Source organism: Siccirubricoccus deserti (genome assembly GCF_014283215.1).
Classification (GTDB): domain Bacteria; phylum Pseudomonadota; class Alphaproteobacteria; order Acetobacterales; family Acetobacteraceae; genus Siccirubricoccus; species Siccirubricoccus deserti.
In genome coordinates this window covers 34886-54593 of the sequence record NZ_JACOMF010000009.1, presented here as the reverse complement: position 1 = coordinate 54593, position 19708 = coordinate 34886, and the positions used below count along the sequence as shown (strand labels likewise).

The 19708-nt window shown below is 71.4% G+C and carries 17 protein-coding genes; 13 read left to right on the top strand and 4 right to left on the bottom strand.

Going from position 1 to position 19708, the window contains the following annotated elements:
• Positions 1–930, top strand: coding sequence for an electron transfer flavoprotein subunit alpha/FixB family protein (locus H7965_RS10090; RefSeq protein WP_186770453.1), 930 nt, complete (start codon positions 1–3; stop codon positions 928–930).
• 81 nt (positions 931–1011) lie between these two features.
• Positions 1012–1890, top strand: coding sequence for a 3-hydroxybutyryl-CoA dehydrogenase (locus H7965_RS10085; protein WP_186770452.1), 879 nt, complete (start codon positions 1012–1014; stop codon positions 1888–1890).
• A gap of 60 nt (positions 1891–1950) precedes the next feature.
• On the opposite strand, the gene H7965_RS10080 is transcribed toward H7965_RS10085, so the two are convergent.
• Both H7965_RS10080 and H7965_RS10075 read right to left on the bottom strand, forming a co-directional pair.
• Positions 1951–2523: a hypothetical protein gene (locus H7965_RS10080; RefSeq protein WP_186770451.1), complete on the bottom strand. Its 573-nt coding sequence runs from the start codon at positions 2521–2523 to the stop codon at positions 1951–1953.
• A 175-nt stretch (positions 2524–2698) separates the two neighbouring features.
• The gene (locus H7965_RS10075; protein ID WP_186770450.1) at positions 2699–4309 is read right to left on the bottom strand and encodes a GMC family oxidoreductase; all 1611 of its coding nucleotides are present in this window, start codon (positions 4307–4309) and stop codon (positions 2699–2701) included.
• A gap of 355 nt (positions 4310–4664) precedes the next feature.
• On the opposite strand from H7965_RS10075, the gene mdoH reads away from it, so the two are divergent.
• The 6 genes from mdoH to H7965_RS10045 all read left to right on the top strand — a co-directional run bounded on the left by mdoH (position 4665) and on the right by H7965_RS10045 (position 8938).
• Positions 4665–6353, top strand: coding sequence for a glucans biosynthesis glucosyltransferase MdoH (mdoH, locus tag H7965_RS10070; RefSeq protein WP_186770449.1), 1689 nt, complete (start codon positions 4665–4667; stop codon positions 6351–6353).
• Between the two features lie 319 nt (positions 6354–6672).
• The gene (locus H7965_RS10065) at positions 6673–7104 is read left to right on the top strand and encodes a hypothetical protein (protein WP_186770448.1); all 432 of its coding nucleotides are present in this window, start codon (positions 6673–6675) and stop codon (positions 7102–7104) included.
• Between the two features lie 5 nt (positions 7105–7109).
• On the top strand, positions 7110–7640 hold the full coding sequence (locus H7965_RS10060) for a hypothetical protein (protein ID WP_186770447.1): 531 nt from the start codon (positions 7110–7112) through the stop codon (positions 7638–7640).
• Complete coding sequence (locus H7965_RS10055) at positions 7637–8044, top strand: hypothetical protein (RefSeq protein ID WP_186770446.1); 408 nt, start codon at positions 7637–7639, stop codon at positions 8042–8044. Before H7965_RS10060 ends, H7965_RS10055 begins: the two co-directional genes overlap by 4 nt.
• A 3-nt stretch (positions 8045–8047) precedes the next feature.
• Complete coding sequence (locus tag H7965_RS10050) at positions 8048–8518, top strand: hypothetical protein (protein WP_186770445.1); 471 nt, start codon at positions 8048–8050, stop codon at positions 8516–8518.
• Positions 8519–8521: 3 nt separating this feature from the next.
• Positions 8522–8938: a hypothetical protein gene (locus H7965_RS10045; RefSeq protein ID WP_186770444.1), complete on the top strand. Its 417-nt coding sequence runs from the start codon at positions 8522–8524 to the stop codon at positions 8936–8938.
• 161 nt (positions 8939–9099) lie between these two features.
• Here H7965_RS10045 and H7965_RS10040 read toward each other — a convergent pair whose 3' ends face one another.
• A complete protein-coding gene (locus H7965_RS10040) occupies positions 9100–10539 on the bottom strand; it encodes an enolase-like domain-containing protein (protein ID WP_222440548.1) in 1440 nt (479 codons plus the stop codon).
• A 37-nt stretch (positions 10540–10576) separates the two neighbouring features.
• Positions 10577–12112 carry an AMP-binding protein gene (locus H7965_RS10035; RefSeq protein ID WP_186770443.1) on the bottom strand — a complete coding sequence of 512 codons (1536 nt, stop codon included), beginning with the start codon at positions 12110–12112 and terminating at the stop codon, positions 10577–10579.
• Positions 12113–12463: 351 nt separating this feature from the next.
• On the opposite strand from H7965_RS10035, the gene H7965_RS10030 reads away from it, so the two are divergent.
• The 5 genes from H7965_RS10030 (at position 12464) to H7965_RS10010 (ending at position 19707) form a co-directional block, all read left to right on the top strand.
• Positions 12464–13459, top strand: coding sequence for an MBL fold metallo-hydrolase (locus tag H7965_RS10030; protein ID WP_186770442.1), 996 nt, complete (start codon positions 12464–12466; stop codon positions 13457–13459).
• A gap of 12 nt (positions 13460–13471) precedes the next feature.
• Entirely contained in the window at positions 13472–14293 is an 822-nt protein-coding gene (locus H7965_RS10025) for a halocarboxylic acid dehydrogenase DehI family protein (protein ID WP_186770441.1), read from the top strand.
• Between the two features lie 169 nt (positions 14294–14462).
• Complete coding sequence (locus H7965_RS10020; protein WP_186770440.1) at positions 14463–17165, top strand: hypothetical protein; 2703 nt, start codon at positions 14463–14465, stop codon at positions 17163–17165.
• A complete protein-coding gene (locus tag H7965_RS10015) occupies positions 17162–18127 on the top strand; it encodes a TAXI family TRAP transporter solute-binding subunit (protein ID WP_186770439.1) in 966 nt (321 codons plus the stop codon). Before H7965_RS10020 ends, H7965_RS10015 begins: the two co-directional genes overlap by 4 nt.
• Positions 18128–18183: 56 nt before the next feature.
• Entirely contained in the window at positions 18184–19707 is a 1524-nt protein-coding gene (locus H7965_RS10010; protein ID WP_229682567.1) for a bifunctional metallophosphatase/5'-nucleotidase, read from the top strand.
• The last annotated feature ends 1 nt before the right edge of the window (position 19708 follow it).

Below are 19708 nucleotides of genomic sequence, written 5' to 3'. Positions count from 1 at the left end.
ATGGCCGTTCTGGTTCTTGCCGACCATGACGGGTCGGCGGTGACGCAGCCGACCCGCAGCGCGGTGGCGGCGGCGGGCAAGCTGGGCGAGGTGACGGTGCTGGTGCTCGGCCCCGCCGCGGCGGCGCAGTCGGCGGCGGCGGTCGGCGGCGTGGCGAAGGTGCTGCACTCGGATGCCGCGCTCTATGCGCATGGGCTGGCGGAGCCGGTGGCGGCGCTGCTGGTCTCGATGGCGTCGAACTACTCCCACCTCCTGGCGCCGGCCTCGGCCGCCGGCAAGAACGTCATGCCGCGGCTCGCCGCGCTGCTTGACGTGCAGGTGATCTCGGACATCGCCGGCGTCGTCGACGCCGACACCTTCGTCCGCCCGATCTACGCCGGCAACGCGCTGGCGACGGTAAAAAGCAGCGACGCGAAGAAGGTGATCACCGTCCGCGCCGCCAGCTTCGACCCGGCCCCGGCCACCGGCGGCAGCGCCGCGGTGGAAGCCGCGCCGACCGCCGAGGATCCCGGCCTCTCCTCCTTCCTCGGTGCCGAGATCGCCAAGAGCGAGCGGCCGGAGCTGACGGCGGCGAAGATCGTCGTCTCCGGCGGCCGCGCCATGGGTTCGGCGGAGAATTTCCACATTATCGAGAGCGTCGCCGACAAGCTGGGTGCCGCCGTCGGCGCCAGCCGCGCCGCGGTCGATGCCGGCTATGCGCCGAACGACCACCAGGTGGGGCAGACCGGCAAGATCGTGGCGCCGGAGCTCTACATCGCCGTCGGCATCTCGGGCGCCATCCAGCACCTGGCCGGGATGAAGGACAGCAAGGTGATCGTCGCCATCAACAAGGACGAGGAGGCGCCGATCTTCTCGGTGGCCGACTACGGCCTGGTCGGCGACCTGTTCAAGGTAATGCCGGAGTTCGAGGCCGAGCTGGCCAAGAAGTAGGGCGTTCGACGGAAACAACGGGGGCCGCCGGACGCGTTCGCGCGCGTCCGGCGGCCTTTTTCATATCTGGGGATGGCGGCGATGGTTGAGGTGAGGAAGCTGGGGGTGATCGGGGCCGGGCTGATGGGCAACGGCATCGCCCATGTCGCGGCGCTGGCCGGCGTGCCGGTGGCGCTGGTGGATGTGAATCCGGCGGCGCTGCAGAAGGCGCTGGCGACCATCGACAAGAACATGGAACGCCAGACCACCCGCAAGGTGATCCCCGAGGGCGCCAAGGAAGCCGCGCAGGCGCTGATCACCACCGGCACCGACTACGCGCTGTTCGCCGATTGCGACCTCGTCATCGAAGCGGCGACCGAGAACGAGGAGATCAAGAAGAAGATCTTCGCGAGCCTCTGCCCGCTGTTGAAGCCGGAGACGCTGATCGCCTCCAACACCTCCTCCATCCCGATCACCCGGCTCGGCGCCGCGACCGACCGGCCGGGGCGCTTCGTCGGCATGCATTTCTTCAACCCGGTGCCGATGATGGCGCTGGTCGAGGTGATCCGCGGCCTGGCGACGGAGGAACCCACCGTCGCCGCGGTGAAGGCGCTGGCGGAGCGGATGGGCAAGACGGTGGTGGAGGCGGCCGACTACCCGGCCTTCGTCGTCAACCGCATCCTCTGCCCGATGCTGAACGAGGCGATCTTCGCGCTGATGGAGGGCGTCGGCGATGTGCGCTCGATCGATGCCGGCATGAAGCTCGGCGCCAACCACCCGATGGGGCCGCTGGAGCTCTGCGACTTCGTCGGGCTGGACACGCTCTACAGCGTGCTGAAGGTGCTGCATGAGGGGCTGGGCGACCCGAAGTACCGCCCCTGTCCGCTGCTGGCGAAATATGTCGAGGCCGGCTGGCTTGGGCGGAAGTCCGGCAAGGGCTTCTACGACTATTCGACGACGCCGCCGACGCCGACGCGGTAACGCCGCCGCGTCCGAACGGTGCCGGCGCCTGGTTCCCCCGGGCGCCGGCAGCCATGATCATCAGGTCGAAGGTTCTCCCTTCGGCTCCGCCACGTAGCGGCGCACCCGGGCACGGGAACGTTCCGGTTCCTGCCGCATCGCTGCCATCTCGAAGCGTCCCAGCAATCCGGCCGGGCTGTTGTCATGATGGTGCCGTGGGATGTGGCCGATGACAGCGTCGCCGCCATAGGTGGAATAGCCGATGTCCTCGTCATGGCCGGTGCTGCCGCTCTGGCTCGGCGCCCAGCCGGCGCCACGCCAATCGGCCATGCGGGCATCGAGGTCGACGGCGCCGTATTCCTCGAACACATCCATCACCCGGTCGGCCATCACCTCATGGACCTGCACCATCACCACCACGCCCTTGCGGCGGATGCCTTCCTCGAAGGCAGCGTAATCGTTGCGCGGCATGGCCAGGTTGCTCAGCCAGCGCAGCCCGTGCTGCTTGCCCGCGCGGGTATCCGGGGCGGCATCCGCCTCGGCGCCACACGCCTCCACGGCGGTGGGGTTGATGTGGAGGCCCTGGACCAGATGCTCGATGGCCCGCTCCGCATCGCCCCTGTTATCGAAAAGTCCGACGAGAATTCGGGTCATGACCAAGCCTCCTACCGCTTGTGACCCAATGAAGATGGGGGGCGCGAGTTGCGGTGCCATCACCACCACGTGGTTGATGGCGCTGCGATATTATTAATATTTATGAACAAATACCTGCTCGCCCCAGCTCACGGAAACTGTCGCGGTCTCTTGCTTGGTCGTGCGAATGGCTCCGCTAATCCGCCCGCCGGATCATCTCCGCCGCCCGCTCCGCCGTCATCAGCACCGCCGGGTGGATGTTGGAGGAGGGCACCAGCGGAAACACCGAGGCATCGACCACCCGCAGCCCCTCCACGCCGCGCACCCGCAACGCGGTGTCCACCACGGCACGATCGTCGGTGCCCATGCGGTTGGTGCCGCAGGGGTGATAGACGGTGGTGCCGGAGCTGCGGAGATAGTCGAGGAAATCCTCTTCGGTCTGCGCTGCCGGGCCGGGCGCCATCTCCTCCTCGATCAGCCCGGCGAAGGGCTGCGTTGCGGTGATCCGCCGTGCCAGCTTCGCCGCTTCCAGCATCACCCGCACATCATTCGGGTGGGTCAGGTAATTGGCCCGGATGCTCGGCTTGTCCGTCACATCCGGGGAGCGCAGGGCCAGCGTGCCGCGGCTGTCCGGGCGGCACTGGCAGAAGTTGAAGGAGAAGCCCGGGTGCTTCGCCAGCTGCGAGGCCGAGAGCGCCTGGTTGCTGGTATCCAGGCTGAAATTGACGAACTGGAACTGCACCTCCGGCTCCTCCGAACCCGGCAGCACGCGGGCGAAGAGGCTGGCCTCCGAGGCGCCGATGGTCATATGGCCGCGCCGCCGGACCGCCCAGTCGAGGCCCATCTTCGCCGTCTTCAGGGGGTTGGCCAGCGCCTCGTTCAGGCTGTCCACCGGCTTGGTTCGGAAGGCGAAGCGGACCATGAAATGATCCTGCAGGTTCTTCCCCACCTCCGGCGCATGCACCCGCGTATCGATCCCGAGTTCCTGCAGCGCGTCGCCGTCGCCGATGCCGGAGAGCATCAGCAGCTTCGGGCTCTCGATGGCGCCGGCCGAAAGGATCACCTCGCGCCGTGCCTTGTAGGTCTCCTCCTGCCCGTCCGGGCCGCGCACCACCGCGCCGGTGGCGCGACGCCCCTCGAACAGCAGCCGGAGGCCGAGGCGCTCGGTCGCCACATGGAGGTTGGGGCGCTTCAGCGCCGGCCGCAGGTAGCCGACCGCAGGCGACCAGCGGCGGCCCCGGTGGACGTTGAGCTGGTTCGGCGCCACCCCCTCGAACCACTCGCCGTTGTTGTCCGGGTTGCGGGCGAAGCCGAGGGCTTGGCAGGTGTCGAGGAAGGCGCGGCAGCCCGGGGTCGGCGCAGGGACCTCGGCGATCTGCATCGGGCCGGACTTGCCGCGGTACTCGCTTTCCGGGCCATGGAAGGTCTCCAGCTTGCGGAAGGCCGGCAGGCAGTCCTCATAGGACCAGCCGCGGGCGCCGGATTGCGCCCAGCGGTCGTAGTCGCGCGGGCTGCCGCGCAGGAAGACCAGCCCGTTGACGCTGCCCGAGCCGCCGACCACCCGGCCGCGCGGCCAGTAGACGCTGCGGCCGCCAAGCTCCTTCTCGCCCTCGGTCTGGTATTTCCAGTCGAATTTGCGGGTGACGTAGAGCCGGGCGAAGCCCATCGGGATGTGGATCCAGGGGTTGCGGTCCCAGGGGCCGGCCTCCAGCAGCGCCACCTTCGTGCCAGGGTCTTCCGAAAGCCGCGCCGCCAGTACGCAGCCGGCCGAGCCGCCGCCGAGGATGACGTAATCCGCTTCCCGCATGCCTTGCTGTCCCGTTTCGCCCCAATGGCATCTGGGCATGCGCGGGGGACGCACCGCAAGACCGGCAGGCTGCTGATAAGCGTGCTTCCGGGCGCGGACACTGCCGGAACCCGTCATGCCGGCTCGATCCGACCATTCAACCTGCTGTTTCTGCGTCAAAATCGGACGGGAGGGTCAAGCCCGGCATGACGGAAGAGGGGCGATCCGCCATTCCCCGGCACCCTGCCGGGGCGGAAATCCGCGCTTCGGACAACAGGCTACAGCGGATTGGCACTCGGACATGGCCGCAATCCGCCGCAGGCGCGCCTCGAATCGGCAACGCAATTCCGCCACGGCGGGCCGCTAGCCTCACGGCGTGACCGACCTGCCCCTTCCGCTCCGCCGCCTGGGTTTCGCCCTGCTCGGCCTTGGCTGCACTGGCCTGCTGCTCTGGCTCGGCGTGCGGGTCATGGCGCCGGGCGGCTGGACGGTGTGGGAGGTGCTGACGCTGCTCTGCCTCGCCGGCACCGCGCCCTGGACCGCGCTTTGCGCCGCCAATGCCCTGGTTGGGCTGGTGATCCTGCTGCGCGCCCCGGATCCGCCGGCGGCGGTGCTGCCGGCGCTGCGGCTGGCCCGGCCGGGGGTGCCGCGGCGGCATACCGCCATCGCCGTCTGCATCCGCAACGAGCCCATGGCGCAGGTGCTGCCGCCGCTCGGCCGGCTGCTGGACGGGCTGGCGGCGGCGGGGGCGGCGGAGCATTTCACCCTGTGGTTCCTCTCCGACACGGAAGACCCGGTGCTGGTGGCGGCGGAGGAGGTGGCGATCGCGGGATTCCGCCGGCGCCACTCCAGGGTGCGCTACCGCCGCCGCGCCGCCAACACCGGCTTCAAGGCCGGCAATGTCATGGATTTCCTCGACCACCACGCCGGAGATGCCGAGCTGATGCTCTGCCTCGACGCCGACAGCGAGATGTCGGCGGCGGCGGTGCTGCGGCTGGTGGCCTGCATGGAGGCCGATCCGCAACTGGCCATAGTGCAGCAGCTCATCGTCGGCCGGCCGGCGACGGCGGGCTTCCCGCGGCTGTTCCAATTCGGCATGCGCGCCGGAATGCGGAGCTGGGCCACTGGCCAAGCCTGGTGGCAGGGGCCGGAGGGCCCCTATTGGGGCCACAACGCAATCATCCGCATCGCCCCCTTCCGCCGCCATTGCCGGCTGGAGCCGCTGCCGGACGGCAGCCCCATCCTCAGCCACGACCAGGTGGAGGCGGTACGGCTGCACGCCGCCGGCTGGAAGGTCTGCTGCCTGCCCACCGAGGATGGCAGCATGGAGGGCAATCCCCCCGCCCTGCCGGAGTTCATGGCGCGCGACCTGCGTTGGGCGGCGGGCAACATGCAGTACTGGGCGCTGCTGCGGCTGCCGGGCCAGACCTGGATGGGCCGCTGGCAGTTGGTGCAGGCAATCCTGCTGTTCCTCGGCGCGCCGCTCTGGGTTGGGGTGCTGGTGTTCGGCGCGCTGAACGCGGCGACCGGCGGCGGCGCGGCGACGCCGGCGGGTGGGCTGGCGGCGCTGCTGCTGGCCGGCTTCGGCATGCTGCATGCGCCGAAGCTGGCGGGCTATGCCGAGGTGCTGCTGCGGCCGGCGATCGCCGTGCGCTACGGTGGGCGCCGCGCCTTCCTGCGCGGGGCGCTGGCGGAGCTGGGCTTCACCCTGCTGCTGGACCCGATCAGCATCGTCAGCAAGGCGATCTTCCTGGCTCGGCTGCCCTTCGGCGGCGGCGCCGGCTGGGCGCCGCAGAACCGGGTGGACCGCGGTGTCCGCTGGCGCGATGCGGCGCGGCTGCTGTGGCCGCATACGGTGTTCGGCCTCACGGTGTTCGGCCTGCTGCTGGCGACGGCGCCGGGCGCGGCACTCTGGGCGCTGCCCTGGGCGGGAGGGCTGGTGCTGGCGGTGCCGTTCTGCGCACTCACCGCCTCGCCTGGGGTGTCGGCCTGGCTGCGGGCACGGCGGGTGGCGGCGACGCCGGAGGAGCTGGCAGCAGCCAAGGTGGGCGCAATCCTCTGCTGAAGCGATGCCCGGCTCGGAATGGCCAACGCGCGCTACGGTCGCCGACGAGTTGCTGAGTCCGTGATGATGGAGCGGGTCCGCGAACATCCAGCGATGTCACGATGAACCTTCCTTAAATTCACTTTTGGGTTATTTATTGACTGACTTCGCAACATTCCGTAGTCCGATACAAATGTGTTTCAAGCCCTGCGGGCGGCATGCCCGCTCCGTTTCCCCACTCCTCGCGGTTGCTCTCCTGTTACCCTTGGTGGTCGCCTGCCAGGATCCAGACTGGGCTAACAAGGCTGCCCTCCAGATCGGCGCTCCCCGCCCGGAGGCCGTGGCCATTCGCGCCCGCCAATCGGCGCGGTTCAGCGGGGTGGGCGAGGAGCGCCTGCTGGTCGAGGTGACCCAGGTCCTCCAGGATCTCGGCTTCACGATCGAGGAGAGCGCGGCGCCGTACGGCGTGCTCGCCGGCAGCAAGGACCGCGACGCCACCGAGACCGGCCAAGTGGTCGGCCAAGTGGCGTTGGTGGTCGTCTTTGCGCTGCTCGGCGCACATTACAACCCGACCTGGGATACCGACCAAGTGATCCGCGCCACCATCACGACTCGCCCGCTTGGTCGCGACGAGGTCGGCCTGCGGGTATCGTTCGAGCGCATCGTGACCACCAACCAGGGCACCTCCCGCGCCGAGGAACTCACCCAGGAAGAGTTCGCTTCCGGCTTCTTCGATCGGGTGCGCAGCGGCCTCAACGGCCACCGGGCATGAGCCCGATGCGCGCGCTGCCACTGCTTCTGCTGATCGGCGTTGCTGCCTGCGCCCAGCAGCAAACCGTCGAATTCCTGCCGAGCCGGAAAGGCGCCGAGGAGTTGCGGGCGATGCAGACCCGCGTGGTTGCCGGCGAGCCCGACGAGGTCGCCCGAGCGGTGATCGGCACGCTGCACGACCTCGGCTACCGCATCACCCGCGCGGATGCCGAGACTGGGACCATCTCGGCAACCCGCGCCACGGCGCTACGCATCGCCGTAGTGGTGCGTCCGCGCCCGCCCGGCCAAGTCGCAGTGCGCGCCAATGCGACCATCGTTGCGCTGCGGCAGGAAGCCCAGGTCGATGCCGCGGAATTCTATTCGGCGAATTTCTTTAACCAGCTCAGCGCCTTCATGCAGCGGGACCTCGTCACCCTCGCGTCCCGCGAGGAGGCCCCGGAAGCGGTGCGCCCGGTCGCCGAGCGGCTAGCCTTACGCGAACGTGCCGCGGCCGCCGAATCGCCTGCCCAACCGTCCCAGGGGACTCCCGCCCAATGAAATCCCTCCCGCTTCTCGCTGGTGCGTTGCTCCTCCTTGCCGGCTGCACCGCAGCCCAGAATGCCAGCAGCGTCTCCGCAGCACGCGAAGGCCAGGACCGTCTGACCCTCGGCATCGTGCAGCGGGAAGTGCGAGTCGGGATGAGCGGTGCCGAGGTGGCCTCGGTGCTGGGTGCGCCGAACATCGTCACCACCGATGAGCGCCGTCGCGAAACCTGGGTCTATGACCGGATTGCCACGGAACGGGTGGAATCGCGCTCCGGCGGCTATGGCACGCTGCTGATCGTGGGCGCCGGCGGCAGTGCGGGCGCATCGCAAACCAGCCAGCGCACGCTGACGGTTGTCATCAAATTCGACGAAGCCAGCAGGGTGCGGGATTTCAGTTACCGCTCCAGCAGCTTCTAGGGCGTGGCGATCACGCAGGGCAGGCGATCGTTGCTGGTCGTGCTCGGCATGGCCGCCATCGCCGCGGGTTGTGCGCCGACCGCGCAGCAACAAGCTGAGGCCCTTAGCCGGCCGGATGGCGTGCCGAATGCCAGGGCTCGGGAAAGCCGCCGCTTCGATACCAGCGACCTTCCCGCCGTGCTGCGGGCGACGCTGGGTGCGCTGCAGGACTCCGGCTTCACCATTGAGGAAACTCAGGCGCAGTTTGGCGTCGTCACGGCCTCCAAGATTGCCGGCGTGCGCATCCGCGTGCAGGTGGTGCTGCGGCGCCTCCCGAACCGCGAGGCCATCCTTGTCCGCGCCACCTTCCAGCGCGTCATTCCGCGGCCCGGCGCGATGCTGGCCGGCGGCGAGGTGATGGACGACCCGCTGCTCTACCGCGACTTCTTCGAGCGATTGGCCCAATCGCTCTACCTGACGGCGAATGAGATCTGACCCATGGCGCGCATCCCATGCCTGATCCTGGCACCGCTGCTGCTCAGCGGATGCCAGATGGACAGCCGGCAGCAGATCCTCGCCAGCACGAACTCCCAGGTCGCGCAGCGTGCCATCTCGACCCGTGCCTTCGAGACCTCGGACCAGGCAAAGGTGTTCCAGGCAGTGATCGCCAGCCTGCAGGACCTCGGCTTTGTCGTCGACCGCGCCGACAACGTGCTCGGGTCGGTCAGCGCCACACGCTTCGGCGCTCAGCTGGTGCGGCTGACCGTATCGGTCCGGCCGGGATCGGGAAGCCGGACGATCGTTCGTGCCTCGGGCCAGTTGAACCAGCATGAACTCTCAGACCCGGCGCCGTTCCAGCGCTTCTTCGAGGCCCTCTCGCAGGCGCTGTTCCTCGATGCGAATTCTGTGGAGTAGGGCATAGTTGGCGGCACTGCGGGACGGATTTGCACTCTCCCGGTTTGGCACCTCCCGCCTCCAGGAACGGACCGAAAGCCACCGCTGCGGCCTGCCAATCACGGTGTGGGCCTTCCGGCTGAGCGCAGGTCCCGCGCATGGCCGAAAGATCCTGACGATCTTTACCCCCGCGGCCAGGCCGCCCGCGGCATCGCCTGCATTGCCCTGTAGTCGGGTTCCTCGGTCGCCCCCAGCCCCGGGACCCAAAGCGAGCCGAGTTCCAGCGCGCCGTCGCGGATCGCCAGCCGCGGCCCGCGCGGGGTGTCGGCATAGAGGTCGGGGTGGGCTTCCAGGAAACGCACCGCCTCCGCCTTCGGCCGGCCGGCGAAGCCGTCGATGAAGTGGTGGCCATTGCGCTCGACATGGCCGAGGCCAAGCAGCGTCACCAGCGCCAGATCCTGCTGCACGCAGACCCCGGCCAGGGTCGTCAGATCCTCGCCGGACATGAAATACGCGGCGTCACTGTCGGCGGCATTCCAGGCCTCGCAGCGGGCGCGGTTGATCAGGGAGCGCCAGATCCCCTTGCAGGACTTCGAGGAGACGCCGGTGTAGCCAAGCACCCGGGCGGTAACGAAGGCATCCAGCATTCCGTCGCTTTCGTCGATGATCACCGGGCGCTGGCGCGCCAGCGCCGCGATGCTCGTCTCCAGCGCCCGCGCCCGCTTCACCGGCTGCTCGATGTAAAGGGTGGCGGCGCAGAGCCGGGCCAGCCGCGGCTCCGCCCGCATGGCACGCCAGAACTCGGCGGCGCCCTCGGCTTCCGCGTATTGCTCATTGCCGTCGAGGGTGACCGCATAATCCGGCAGGCGGTCGACCACCGAGGCGATGCGGCACAGCCGGTCCACATCCTGCCGCACCTCGCCCATTACCTTCAGCTTCCAGAAGCGGTGGTGGTAGGTGGCGGCGACCTCCTCCAGCGTCTCCGGCAGCCCGTCCTTGACGCGCGCCGTCTGGTCGGCGGCGGTGATGGGATCGACCAGGCCGACGGTGTGGCGCGCCTGGATGCGGCGGGCGGGGCGGAGTGCGGCAAGCAGACCGGCGCAATCGAAGCCGGCGAGATCCGGCGCCACCGGATGCGGCGCCATGCCGCCGATGTTCGCCCGCATGCCGGCGAAGAAGGAGACGCCGTGCAGCTTCAGCAGCGCATCCAGCGCGGCGCGGTCGATGAGGGCGCGGCCGTAGCTGGCGACGAGAGGATTGAGCGCCTCCCGCCCGCAGGCGGCGAGGTGGCTGGCGTAGCTGTCGGCGAAATGGCCGAAGGCGGTGTTGGCGCCGGCCGCCAGCGCGGCCTCCCCGGCAAGCTCCAGCGATCGCCGGAGCTGGTGCTCGTTGTCGGCATCGGACAGAGCGGGGTCCTTGTCGAACCACTTCGCCGCCAGAGATTCGGCGGCGACGCCCCAGCCCTCGCGGCCGGCCTCGTCACGGATGCGCAGCCGCACCACCGCCTGGCGCCCCTCGGTCACGGTGACGATGCCGAAGCGGAAGGGCAGGCGCAGGGCGAAGGGCCATTCGCGCCGCTCGATGGCGGTGATGGTGAAGCGGGGCGCGGCGCTGGCGGTCATGGCGAAGCCTCCGGGGCGCAGGGCATCTTCGTTTCCATCACCCCGCCGGCAGATACCGCTCCTTCAGGATGCGCCGCAGCAACTTTCCCGCCTCGCTGCGCGGCAGTTCCTCGGTGATCTCGTAGCTGCGCGGCCGCTTCGGCCCGGCCAGCCGTTCCCGGCACCAGGCATCGAGCGCCGCCGGCAGCGCCGCCGCATCCGCCGTGGCGCGCGGCACCACCACCGCATGCACCTGCTCGCCCATCTCCGGATGCGGCACGCCGACCACCGCCACCTCGGCGACACTCTCATGCTGCACCAGCACCGCCTCGATCTCCGCCGGGTAGAGGTTGACGCCGCCCGAGAGGATCAGGTCGGCGCGGCGGTCGGAGAGGAACAGCCATCCGTCCTCATCCAGCCAGCCGAGGTCGCCGAGCGTTGCCCAGCCGCGTTCGTCGTAGCAGGCGGCGGTCTTCTCCGGGGCGTTGTGGTAGGCGAAGCGCGGGCCGCCCGCGAAGCGGATGGTGCCGGTCTCGCCCGGCGGCAGCTCGGCGCCGTCCTCGCCGGTGATATGGACCGTGACGCCATTCACCGGCCGGCCGACGCTGCCGGGCTTCCGCAACCAGTCGGCGCTGGAGACCACCGTGGTGCCGACCCCTTCGGAGCCGGCGTAATATTCCCAGAGGATCGGCCCCCACCACTTGATCATCGCCCGCTTGACCGAGACCGGGCAGGGCGCCGCCGCATGGATGGCGGCACGGTGGGAGGAGAGGTCGTGGCCGCGCCGCACATCCTCCGGCAGCGCCAGCAGGCGGTGGAACATCGTCGGCACCCATTGGCTGTGGGTGACGCGGAATCGCTCGATCGCCGCCAGGCACTGCGCCGGGTCGAACTTCCCCAGCACCACCGCGGTGCCGCCCTCGGTCAGGGTGCGGTAGACGTAGCGGTTGGGCGCGGCATGGTAGAGCGGCGCGGGCGAGAGATAGACGGTGCGCGCGTCGAAGCCATAGAGCGACTTCCACGTCATGTCCCATTCCGGCTTGTCGCGGTCCGCGAAGGGAATCAGCGGCCGGCGGATGCCCTTCGGCAGGCCGGTGGTGCCGGAGGAGTAGAGGAACTCCCGCCCGACCGGCCGCTCCGGCAGCGGCACCCCGGGGATCTGCGCCGCCAGCGCCGCCTCATAGCTGGCATAGCCGGGCAGCCCCTCGCCGACCGCATAGCGCGGCCGGCTGCCGGCCGCGCCTTCCGCCACCAGCTGGCCAGCCAGCGCCGCCAGGCCGGGGCTGGCGATCAGCAGCCGGGCGCCGCTGTCGGCCAGCACGTAGCGCACCTCATGCGGGCGCAGATGGATCGACAGCGGGGTGTAGTAGAGCCCGGCGAGCCGCGTCGCCTCGGCGATTTCCAGAAACTCCGGCCGGTTCTCCAGCAGCAGGGCGATGCCGTCGCCGGGCTGCAGGCCGAGGCCGATCAGCCAATGCGCGGCGCGGCGGGCCCGTTGGTGCAACTCGGCGTAGGTCAGGCTCCGGCCGCTGTCGGGGAAATGCGCGGCGGGTTTCTCCGGCTGTCGTTCCGCCCAATACGCCAATTGCGGCATGCGTTGCCTCCTGTTGCCGCCAGGGTGGCGGCGGCAGAGGCATGGCGTCAATCGGCGCACGGCGCCGGTGCGCCCGCGGGAGGTGGAAATGCCGCCGCGCTGGCCCGCACAGGCGATGGCAGCGGCATGAGGTTTCCAGTCATGCCGGGCGCCCTGCCCAGTGGCGCGAAGCCAGGGCCCGCGGATGCGAGGCGCCGGCAATCGGAGCGCGGTTGATCGGCCACGATCAACGGGCCGTCAAGATAAGCCGAATGTCATCGCAAACGCCGGCACCACCCGCAATGGTTGTGCCATGCTCGCGGTCCGCACCGGGATGCGGCCGACGCCAAACAAGTTCGGGAGGAAGAACGAATGTCCTCGATGTCCCGCCGGCCGCTGCTCGGCACGACTGCCGCCGCGGCCACGCTGCCGCTGCTGCCGCCCGGCCTCGCCCAGGCCGCCGCCCCCTTCCGCAACACCCTGCCGGCCGGTTGGCACCGCTTCAAGATCGGCGAGTACGAGGCGACCATCGTCTCTGATGGCGCGCTGCCGCTCGGCGATCCGGTCCCTGCCTTCCCCGCCTCGCCCAAGGCGGAGATCGAGGCGCTGCTGACCTCCAATTTCCTGGTGCCGAACGCGGCAACGCTGGAGCAGAACGCCCTCATCCTCAACACCGGCCGGCAACTCATCCTGTTCGACACCGGCATGGGCGAGAGCATGGGCGCGGCCAGCCGGATGTTCGGCCCGACCACCGGCAAGCTGCTCGAGAACATGCGCGCCGCCGGCATCCAGCCGGAGCAGATCGACATGGTGGTGCTGACCCATGCGCATTGCGACCATTGCTGGGCGCTGGTCGATGCCAATGGCAACCGCAACTTCCCGAACGCCCAGGTGGCGGTCACCGAGGCCGACCTGAAATTCTGGACCGACGACGGCAACAAGCGCGGCCCGGAATTCATGACCGCCTTCATCGACGGCGCGAAGAAGAACCTCTCGGCTTACAAGGACCGCATGGTGATGGTGCGGGACGAGCAGCCGGTGGTGCCCGGCGTCGTCGGAATCTTCACCCCTGGCCATACCGTCGGCCACAGCTGCTACGCCATCACCTCCGGCAACACCACGGTGATGAACACCGGGGACCTGGCGCACCACCATATCCTGCTGATGCGCCAGCCGCTGTGGGAATTCTCCTACGACACCGACCCGAAGCAGTCGGCCCAGTCGCGCAGCCGCATGCTGGACCGGCTGGCCAGGGACCGCATCGCCGTGCTGTCCTACCACTTCCCCTGGCCGGGCCTCGGCCATGTGGCGCGGGAGGGCAGCGGCTATGGCTGGTATCCCACGCCGATGAACCTTTCGACCCTGTAGGAGAGAACACGGGTGGCGTTGGCCGAATTGCGCGAGGCGGAAGCGCCGCCGGAAATTGCCGCACTCTACGCTGCGCTGCGGCAGGCGAGCGGCGTGCCGCTGGTGAACCTGATCCACCGGCACCTGGCGACCCTGCCTGGCGTGCTGCCCTGGGTCTGGCAGGCGATCCGCCCGCCGCTCGAGACCGGAACGCTGGCGGCGGCCCGGCTCCGGCTGGCCGCCGCCCTACCTGCGCCACCGGCGCCGCTGCCGGCGGCGGATTGGGCGGCGGCCGGGCTGGCGCCGGAGCAGCGCGCCACCATCCGCGCGCTGGTCGAGGTCTACGACCGCGGCAACCTGACCAACCTCATCCTGCTGACCGCGCTGCGCCGGACGCTGGAAGGCGAGCCCTTGGCGGCGGTGGCGCCACCCGCCGCCATCGCCCCGCCACCGATGCTGCCCGCCCCGCTGCCACTGCCGCGGCTGGAGGCACTGGCGCCGCCGGTCGCGGCGCTGGTCCGCGGGCTGGCGGCGCGGCATGGCGAAGCGGGGGTGGTGCCGAGCCTCTACCTCCACCTTGCCCATTGGCCAGAGTTGCTGGCGGCGCTGCCCCTCTGGCTCGGCCCCCGGCTGGCGCCGGAGGCCTTGGCGGCGGGGCGGGCAGCGGCGGTGCGTCTGGCCGAGGCGGAAGCCGATGCGCTGCGCCCGGCGCTCGACATCCGCGGTGCGGTACCGGGCGGGCAGGCGCCGGCGGTGCTGGCCGCGCTCGGCACCTTCACCCGGCAGGTGATCCCCGGGATGGTGCCGCTCGGGCTGATCCTGGCCGGGCTGCTGGAGCCGTTCCACGCGGACTGAGAACAGTCCGCGTGGAACTGTTCTGGAGGCGCCGCTCGCCCAGCCGTGATTCGATGAATCGGTCTGATTTGACGGAGGGATCGTATACTCGATTCCCCTCAAGGTAGCGGAGACCGCCGCGCTGTCGCTGCATGCCGCCCCGCCCGAGCGTTCCCCCGCAGCCCGGCCGGTGCCGAACCTGCTCGACCGGCTCGGCGCGGACTGGGTGCTGTTGACCGATGTGGCGATCGGCGGTCCGGGGGAGGCGCCGGCGCAGATCGATATCGTGCTGCTCCACCCCGGCATGGGCATCGCCCTGCTGGAGCGCGCGCCGCGCTGGACCGCGGATGCGCCGGCGCGGTTGCACCGGCGGCTGGCGCAGGCGCGCTTCCCGGCGATCTTCCCTGGCCAGCTTCCGGTCGCGCATTGCCAGCTGCACCGCACCAACCTCGACCGGCTGCCGCGGCTGCTGGCGCAGAGCTTCGGCGTTCAGCCGCCGCTGTCGCTGCCGGGCGGCACCGCCTGGATCGGCGCGGTCCACCGGGCGCTGACCATGCCACCGCGTCTGCCCGAGCCGGCCCGGATGCCGGAGCCGGTGGAGCTGCGCTGGGGCTCGCGCTTCGGTCGCGCGGTGGCAGGGATGGCGGCAGTGGTCGGCCTCGGCGGGCTGGCGCTGCTGCTGCTGCGCAGCGAGCCGCTGGCTGACCTGGCGATGGAACGGGCCAGGACGGTGCCGCCGGGCGGTGGCACGGTGGCGACGGCCGACCGGCCGCACGCCGCGCCGGCAGCCGCGGTGGCGAAGCCGGAGGCGTGGGCCGAAGCCACGATGCCGGCACCGGATGCCATGGCCGGCGCCGCCGACCGGGCTGCCGGGGAGCCGGGCAGCCTGACCCTCGAACTTGCCGCGCTGGCCGCCATTGCCGGGATGGAGACCGAGGCTGAGGCGCCGGAGTCGTCCGGAGATTCGGTGCCGGCCGCCGGCCCGACCGCAGCAGAAGGGGATCGCCCCCCGGAAAGCGGCCCCGCCGGCGACACGACCATGGCCGTCGCGCCGTTGCCACCCGGGTCACCGGCGGCAGCCATCGGCGCCACGGCCATGCCGCCCGGCCTTCCGGCCTGGACGGCGGATGCGGCACCCGACGCCGCGCCAGCCCTGCCTCGGCATGCCACTGCCGGCCCGGCCACCGCCACGCCGGAACCCACCGCCGAAGCCGAGCCGCCGGATCAGCTGGCCGAGACAACGGCTGCCACGATGCCGGAGGCCGAAGCCTCCGGCCCGGTGGCCGCGGCGAGGTTACCGGAACCCGCCACCGCAACCGTGCCGCCGGACTGGCCGGTCGAAGCAACGGCCACGATGCCGGACGGCGAAGCCTCTGGCCCGGTGACCGCGGTGGCAATGCCGGAACCCACCACCGAAGCAGCGCCGCTGGACCAGCCGGCCGAAGCAATCAGCGCCAGGATGCCGGAGGCAGAAGCCTCCGGCCCAGTGGCCGCGACGACGCCGGAACCTGCCGCCGAAGCCGCATTGCCTGACCCGCCGGTGGAGGCCCCGGCTGCCATGGGACCGGAAGCCGAGGCCTCTGGTCCGGTGCCCACGGCGACAGTGCCTGAACCCGCCGCCGAAGGCGCGCCGCCGGACCAGCCGGCCGAAGCAACGGCCGCCATGATGGCGGAGGCCGAAGGCTCCGGCCCGGCAACTGCGGCGGCAACTCTGGAGCCCGCCGCCGAATCCACGCCGTCGGACCAGCCGGCCGAAGCGGCAGCCGCCTCCATGCGGGAGGGCGACGCCACTGGCCCGCTGACCTCGGCGGCAGCAGTGGAACCAGCCACCGAGGCCGCGCCGGCTGGCCGGCCAACCGAGGCAGCAGCCGCCACAGCGGAGGGCGAGGCCACCGGCCCGGCGGCCGTCGCGGCAATGCCGACACCGACCACCGATGACACGCCGGCCGAGACAACGGCCGCCGCCACGCCAGAGCATGACGCCGCCGGCCCGGCAACCGCGGCGACAGCACCGGTGCCAGCCACCGAGACCGCGCCGGCCGCCTCCATCCTCCCAGCCGCCGCGGCCGACGGCACTCTCTCCGCCGAGGCCGTGCCGTCCGGCGCTCCGGCGGCCGAAACCACGCCGGCGGGCCTGCCGGACGAGATCCCGGATCGGACGACCGGCACCGCGCTGCCGCGCGATGCCGCCGGCACGACCAGCCTGCCGATGGCGCCCGAGGCCGCGCCGGCCGAGGCGATGGCGCCGCGCCGGCCGACCGACGCCATGGATGCGGCCTCCGGCAGCCCGGTGGCGATGCCGGACAGTGAGGGCTCAGGCCCTGCAATCCCGGATCCGGGCGCCGCGGCCTGGCCGGTGGCGACACCCGATCCGGCGCCCGACGCCGGCCCCATCCCCCTGCCGCGGGGCGAAGCCGCCGCCCTGGCGCAGCCTGCCGAGGCCGGGCGCACGGCCGCCCGCCCCGCGCCGATGCCAGCCGGGCCCCCGACGACGGCCGTGCCGGCCGATCCGCCCCTGGCCACCACCGTGCCGCCGCCCGTCGCGGCGCCGGTGGAGCCGCCGCCGGCACCCCGGCCGTCGCCCGTGGCCGCCGCGCCGCTGGCCGTCACGCCGCGGCCCACTGTCCGCCGCACCGCCGATCCGGCGATGCTCGCGGCGCTGATGCGACGGGGCGATGCGCTGCTCGCCACCGGTGACGTCTCCGGCGCCCGCCGCTTCTACGAACGCGCCGCCGAGGCCGGTAGCGCCGAAGCCGCCCGCGCCGCCGGCCGCACCCATGATCCCGCGGCGCTGGCCGCCCTCGGCGCCCGCGGCATCCGCCCGGATCCGCAGGCCGCCGCCGCCTGGTACCGCCGCGCCGAGGCGTTGGCCGCTTCGGAGAAAGCTGAATGACCGCGCGCCGCACCCTGCTGACCACCGGCCTCGCCGCCGGCCTCTCCCTCGGCCTCGGCGGGATCGCCCGGACGCAGACGCCCTCGCTCGCCGCCCTCTCGGTCCGCGCCAATGCCGGAACCGTCGGCGTCATCGCCGGCGGGGTCGATGGGACCTATGTCCGCATCGCCGCCGACCTCGCCGCGGTGCTGGACGATGGCGACCAGCTCCGGGTGCTGCCGACCCTCGGCAAGGGTTCGCTCCAGAACATCTCGGACATCCTCGTGCTGCGCGGCATCGACATCGGCATCGTGCAGTCGGATGTGCTCGCCTATGCAAGGCGGCAGCGGCTGCTGCCCTCGGTCGAGACGCTCGTCCAATACATCGCCAAGCTCTACGACGAGGAGCTGCACGTGCTGGCCGGCCCCGGCGTCCAGCGGCTGGAGCAACTGGCCGGCAAGCCGGTCAACATCGACCTGCGCGGCAGCGGCACGGCGATGACCGCGGCGCTGCTGTTCGAGGACCTCGGCATCCCCATCGAGCCGCGGCACGAGACCCAGGGCGAGGCGCTGGAGCGGCTGAAGCGGGGCGAGATCGCCGCGCTGGTCTATGTCGCCGGCAAGCCGGCCCGGCTGTTCACCGGGCTGCCGGCCGATGCCGGCCTCCGGCTGCTGCCGGTGCCGGCGACCCCGGCACTGCTGGAAACCTACCTGCCCGCCCGCTTCGTCCCTGCCGACTACCCGGGGCTGGTGGTGGAGGAGCCGGTGGACACGCTGGCGGTGGGCGCCGTCATGGCGGTCTATGCCTGGCAGCCGGGCACCGAGCGGCACCGCAAGGTGGCCCGCTTCGTCGAGGCCTTCTTCGCCAAATTCCCGAGCTTCCTGCAGCCGCCACGGCACCCGAAGTGGCGCGAGGTGAATCTGGCGGCGCAGGTGCCGGGCTGGACCCGCTTCGGCCCGGCGGCGGTGCTGGCCTCGCAGTGATCGGCCACGCCGCCGCTTGACCCCCGGCCGGCCCGCCGCGAGTGTGCGGCGGTTCCGTGAAGGGCCGCCCGATGTTCCTGCCGATGCGGCGACGCCTGCTGCGTGCCGCCTTCCTGCTGCTGCTGGCCGTCGCCCCGGCCGCGGCCGAGACCACCCGCCTCACCTTCCTCCACCTCAACGACATCTACGAGCACCTGCCGCGCGACGGCCGCGGCGGGCTGGCGGAGATCGCCACGCTGATCGCGCGGGAGCGCGCGGCGGCGCCAGGGCCGGTGTTCCTGACCTTCGGCGGCGACCTGATCTCGCCCTCCCTCGCCTCCTCGATCACCGAGGGGGCGCATATGATCGGCATCTTCAATGCGCTCGGCACCGATGTGGCGGTGCTCGGCAACCACGAATTCGACTTCGGGCCGGTGGTGACGGCGCAGCGCATCGGCGAATCGCGCTTCCCCTGGCTCGGCGCCAATGTGCTGGGGGCGGATGGCAGGCCCTTCGGCGGCGCGGTCGCCACGGTGCTCCGCCAGGCCGGCCCGCTGCGCATCGGCTTCGCCGGCGTGCTGACGGCGGCGACACCGCGCGTCTCCCGCGCCCCCGGCATCGACTTCACGCCGGAGCTGCCGGCGCTGCAGGCCGCGGCGGCGGCACTGCGAGCCGAGGGCGCCGACCTGGTGGTGGCGCTGACCCACCTCGACCTCGAGCAGGATCGAGAAGCCCAGCGGCTGCCGGGGATCGACCTGGTGCTCGGCGGCCATGACCACGACCCAGCGGGGCTGCTGGAACGCGACGTGCTGATGCTGAAGGCGGGGTCCGACGCGCATTGGCTCGGCGTGGTCGAGCTGGCGGTGGAGCATGGGGAGGGAAGGCCGGCCAGGGTGACGCAGGTCGGCTGGCGCATGCTGCCCAATGTCGGCACCCCGCCCGACCCGGCCATCGCCCCGATGGTCGCGGATGTCGAGCGGCTGCTGGATGGCGCGCTGGGCGAGCCGCTGGCGCGGCTGGCCGCGCCGCTCGACAGCCGCGCCGCGACGGTGCGCGGGCGGGAGGCGGCGATCGGCAACCTCTTCGCCGATGCGCTGCGGGCGCACCTCTCTGCCGATGTGGCGCTGATCAACGGCGGCGGGCTGCGCGGCAACCGCGAATACCCGGTCGGCCACGCCCTGACCCGGCGCGACCTGGTGTCCGAGGCGCCCTTCGGCAATGTGGTGATGGCGCTGGAGCTGACCGGGGCCGAGCTGCTGCAGGTGCTGCGCAATGGGGTGAGCCGGGTGGAGGATCTGGACGGCCGCTTCCCGCAGGTCTCCGGCCTCCGCTTCAGCTACGACCCGCGGGCGCCGCGCGACGACCGGGTGCGGGAGGTGACGGTGGGCGGCGTGCCGCTCGACCCGGCGCGGCACTACCGGCTGGCGACCACCGACTACCTGCGTCAGGGCAAGGATGGCTACGAGCTGCTGGCGCAGGTGCCGGTGGTGGTCGATGCCAGCGGCGCCATGCTGCTGGTGGCGGTGGTCGCCGATGCGGTGCGCCGCGCCGGCACGCTGGACATCAGGCCGGACGGCCGCATCCGCGCCCTCGGCCCCTGAG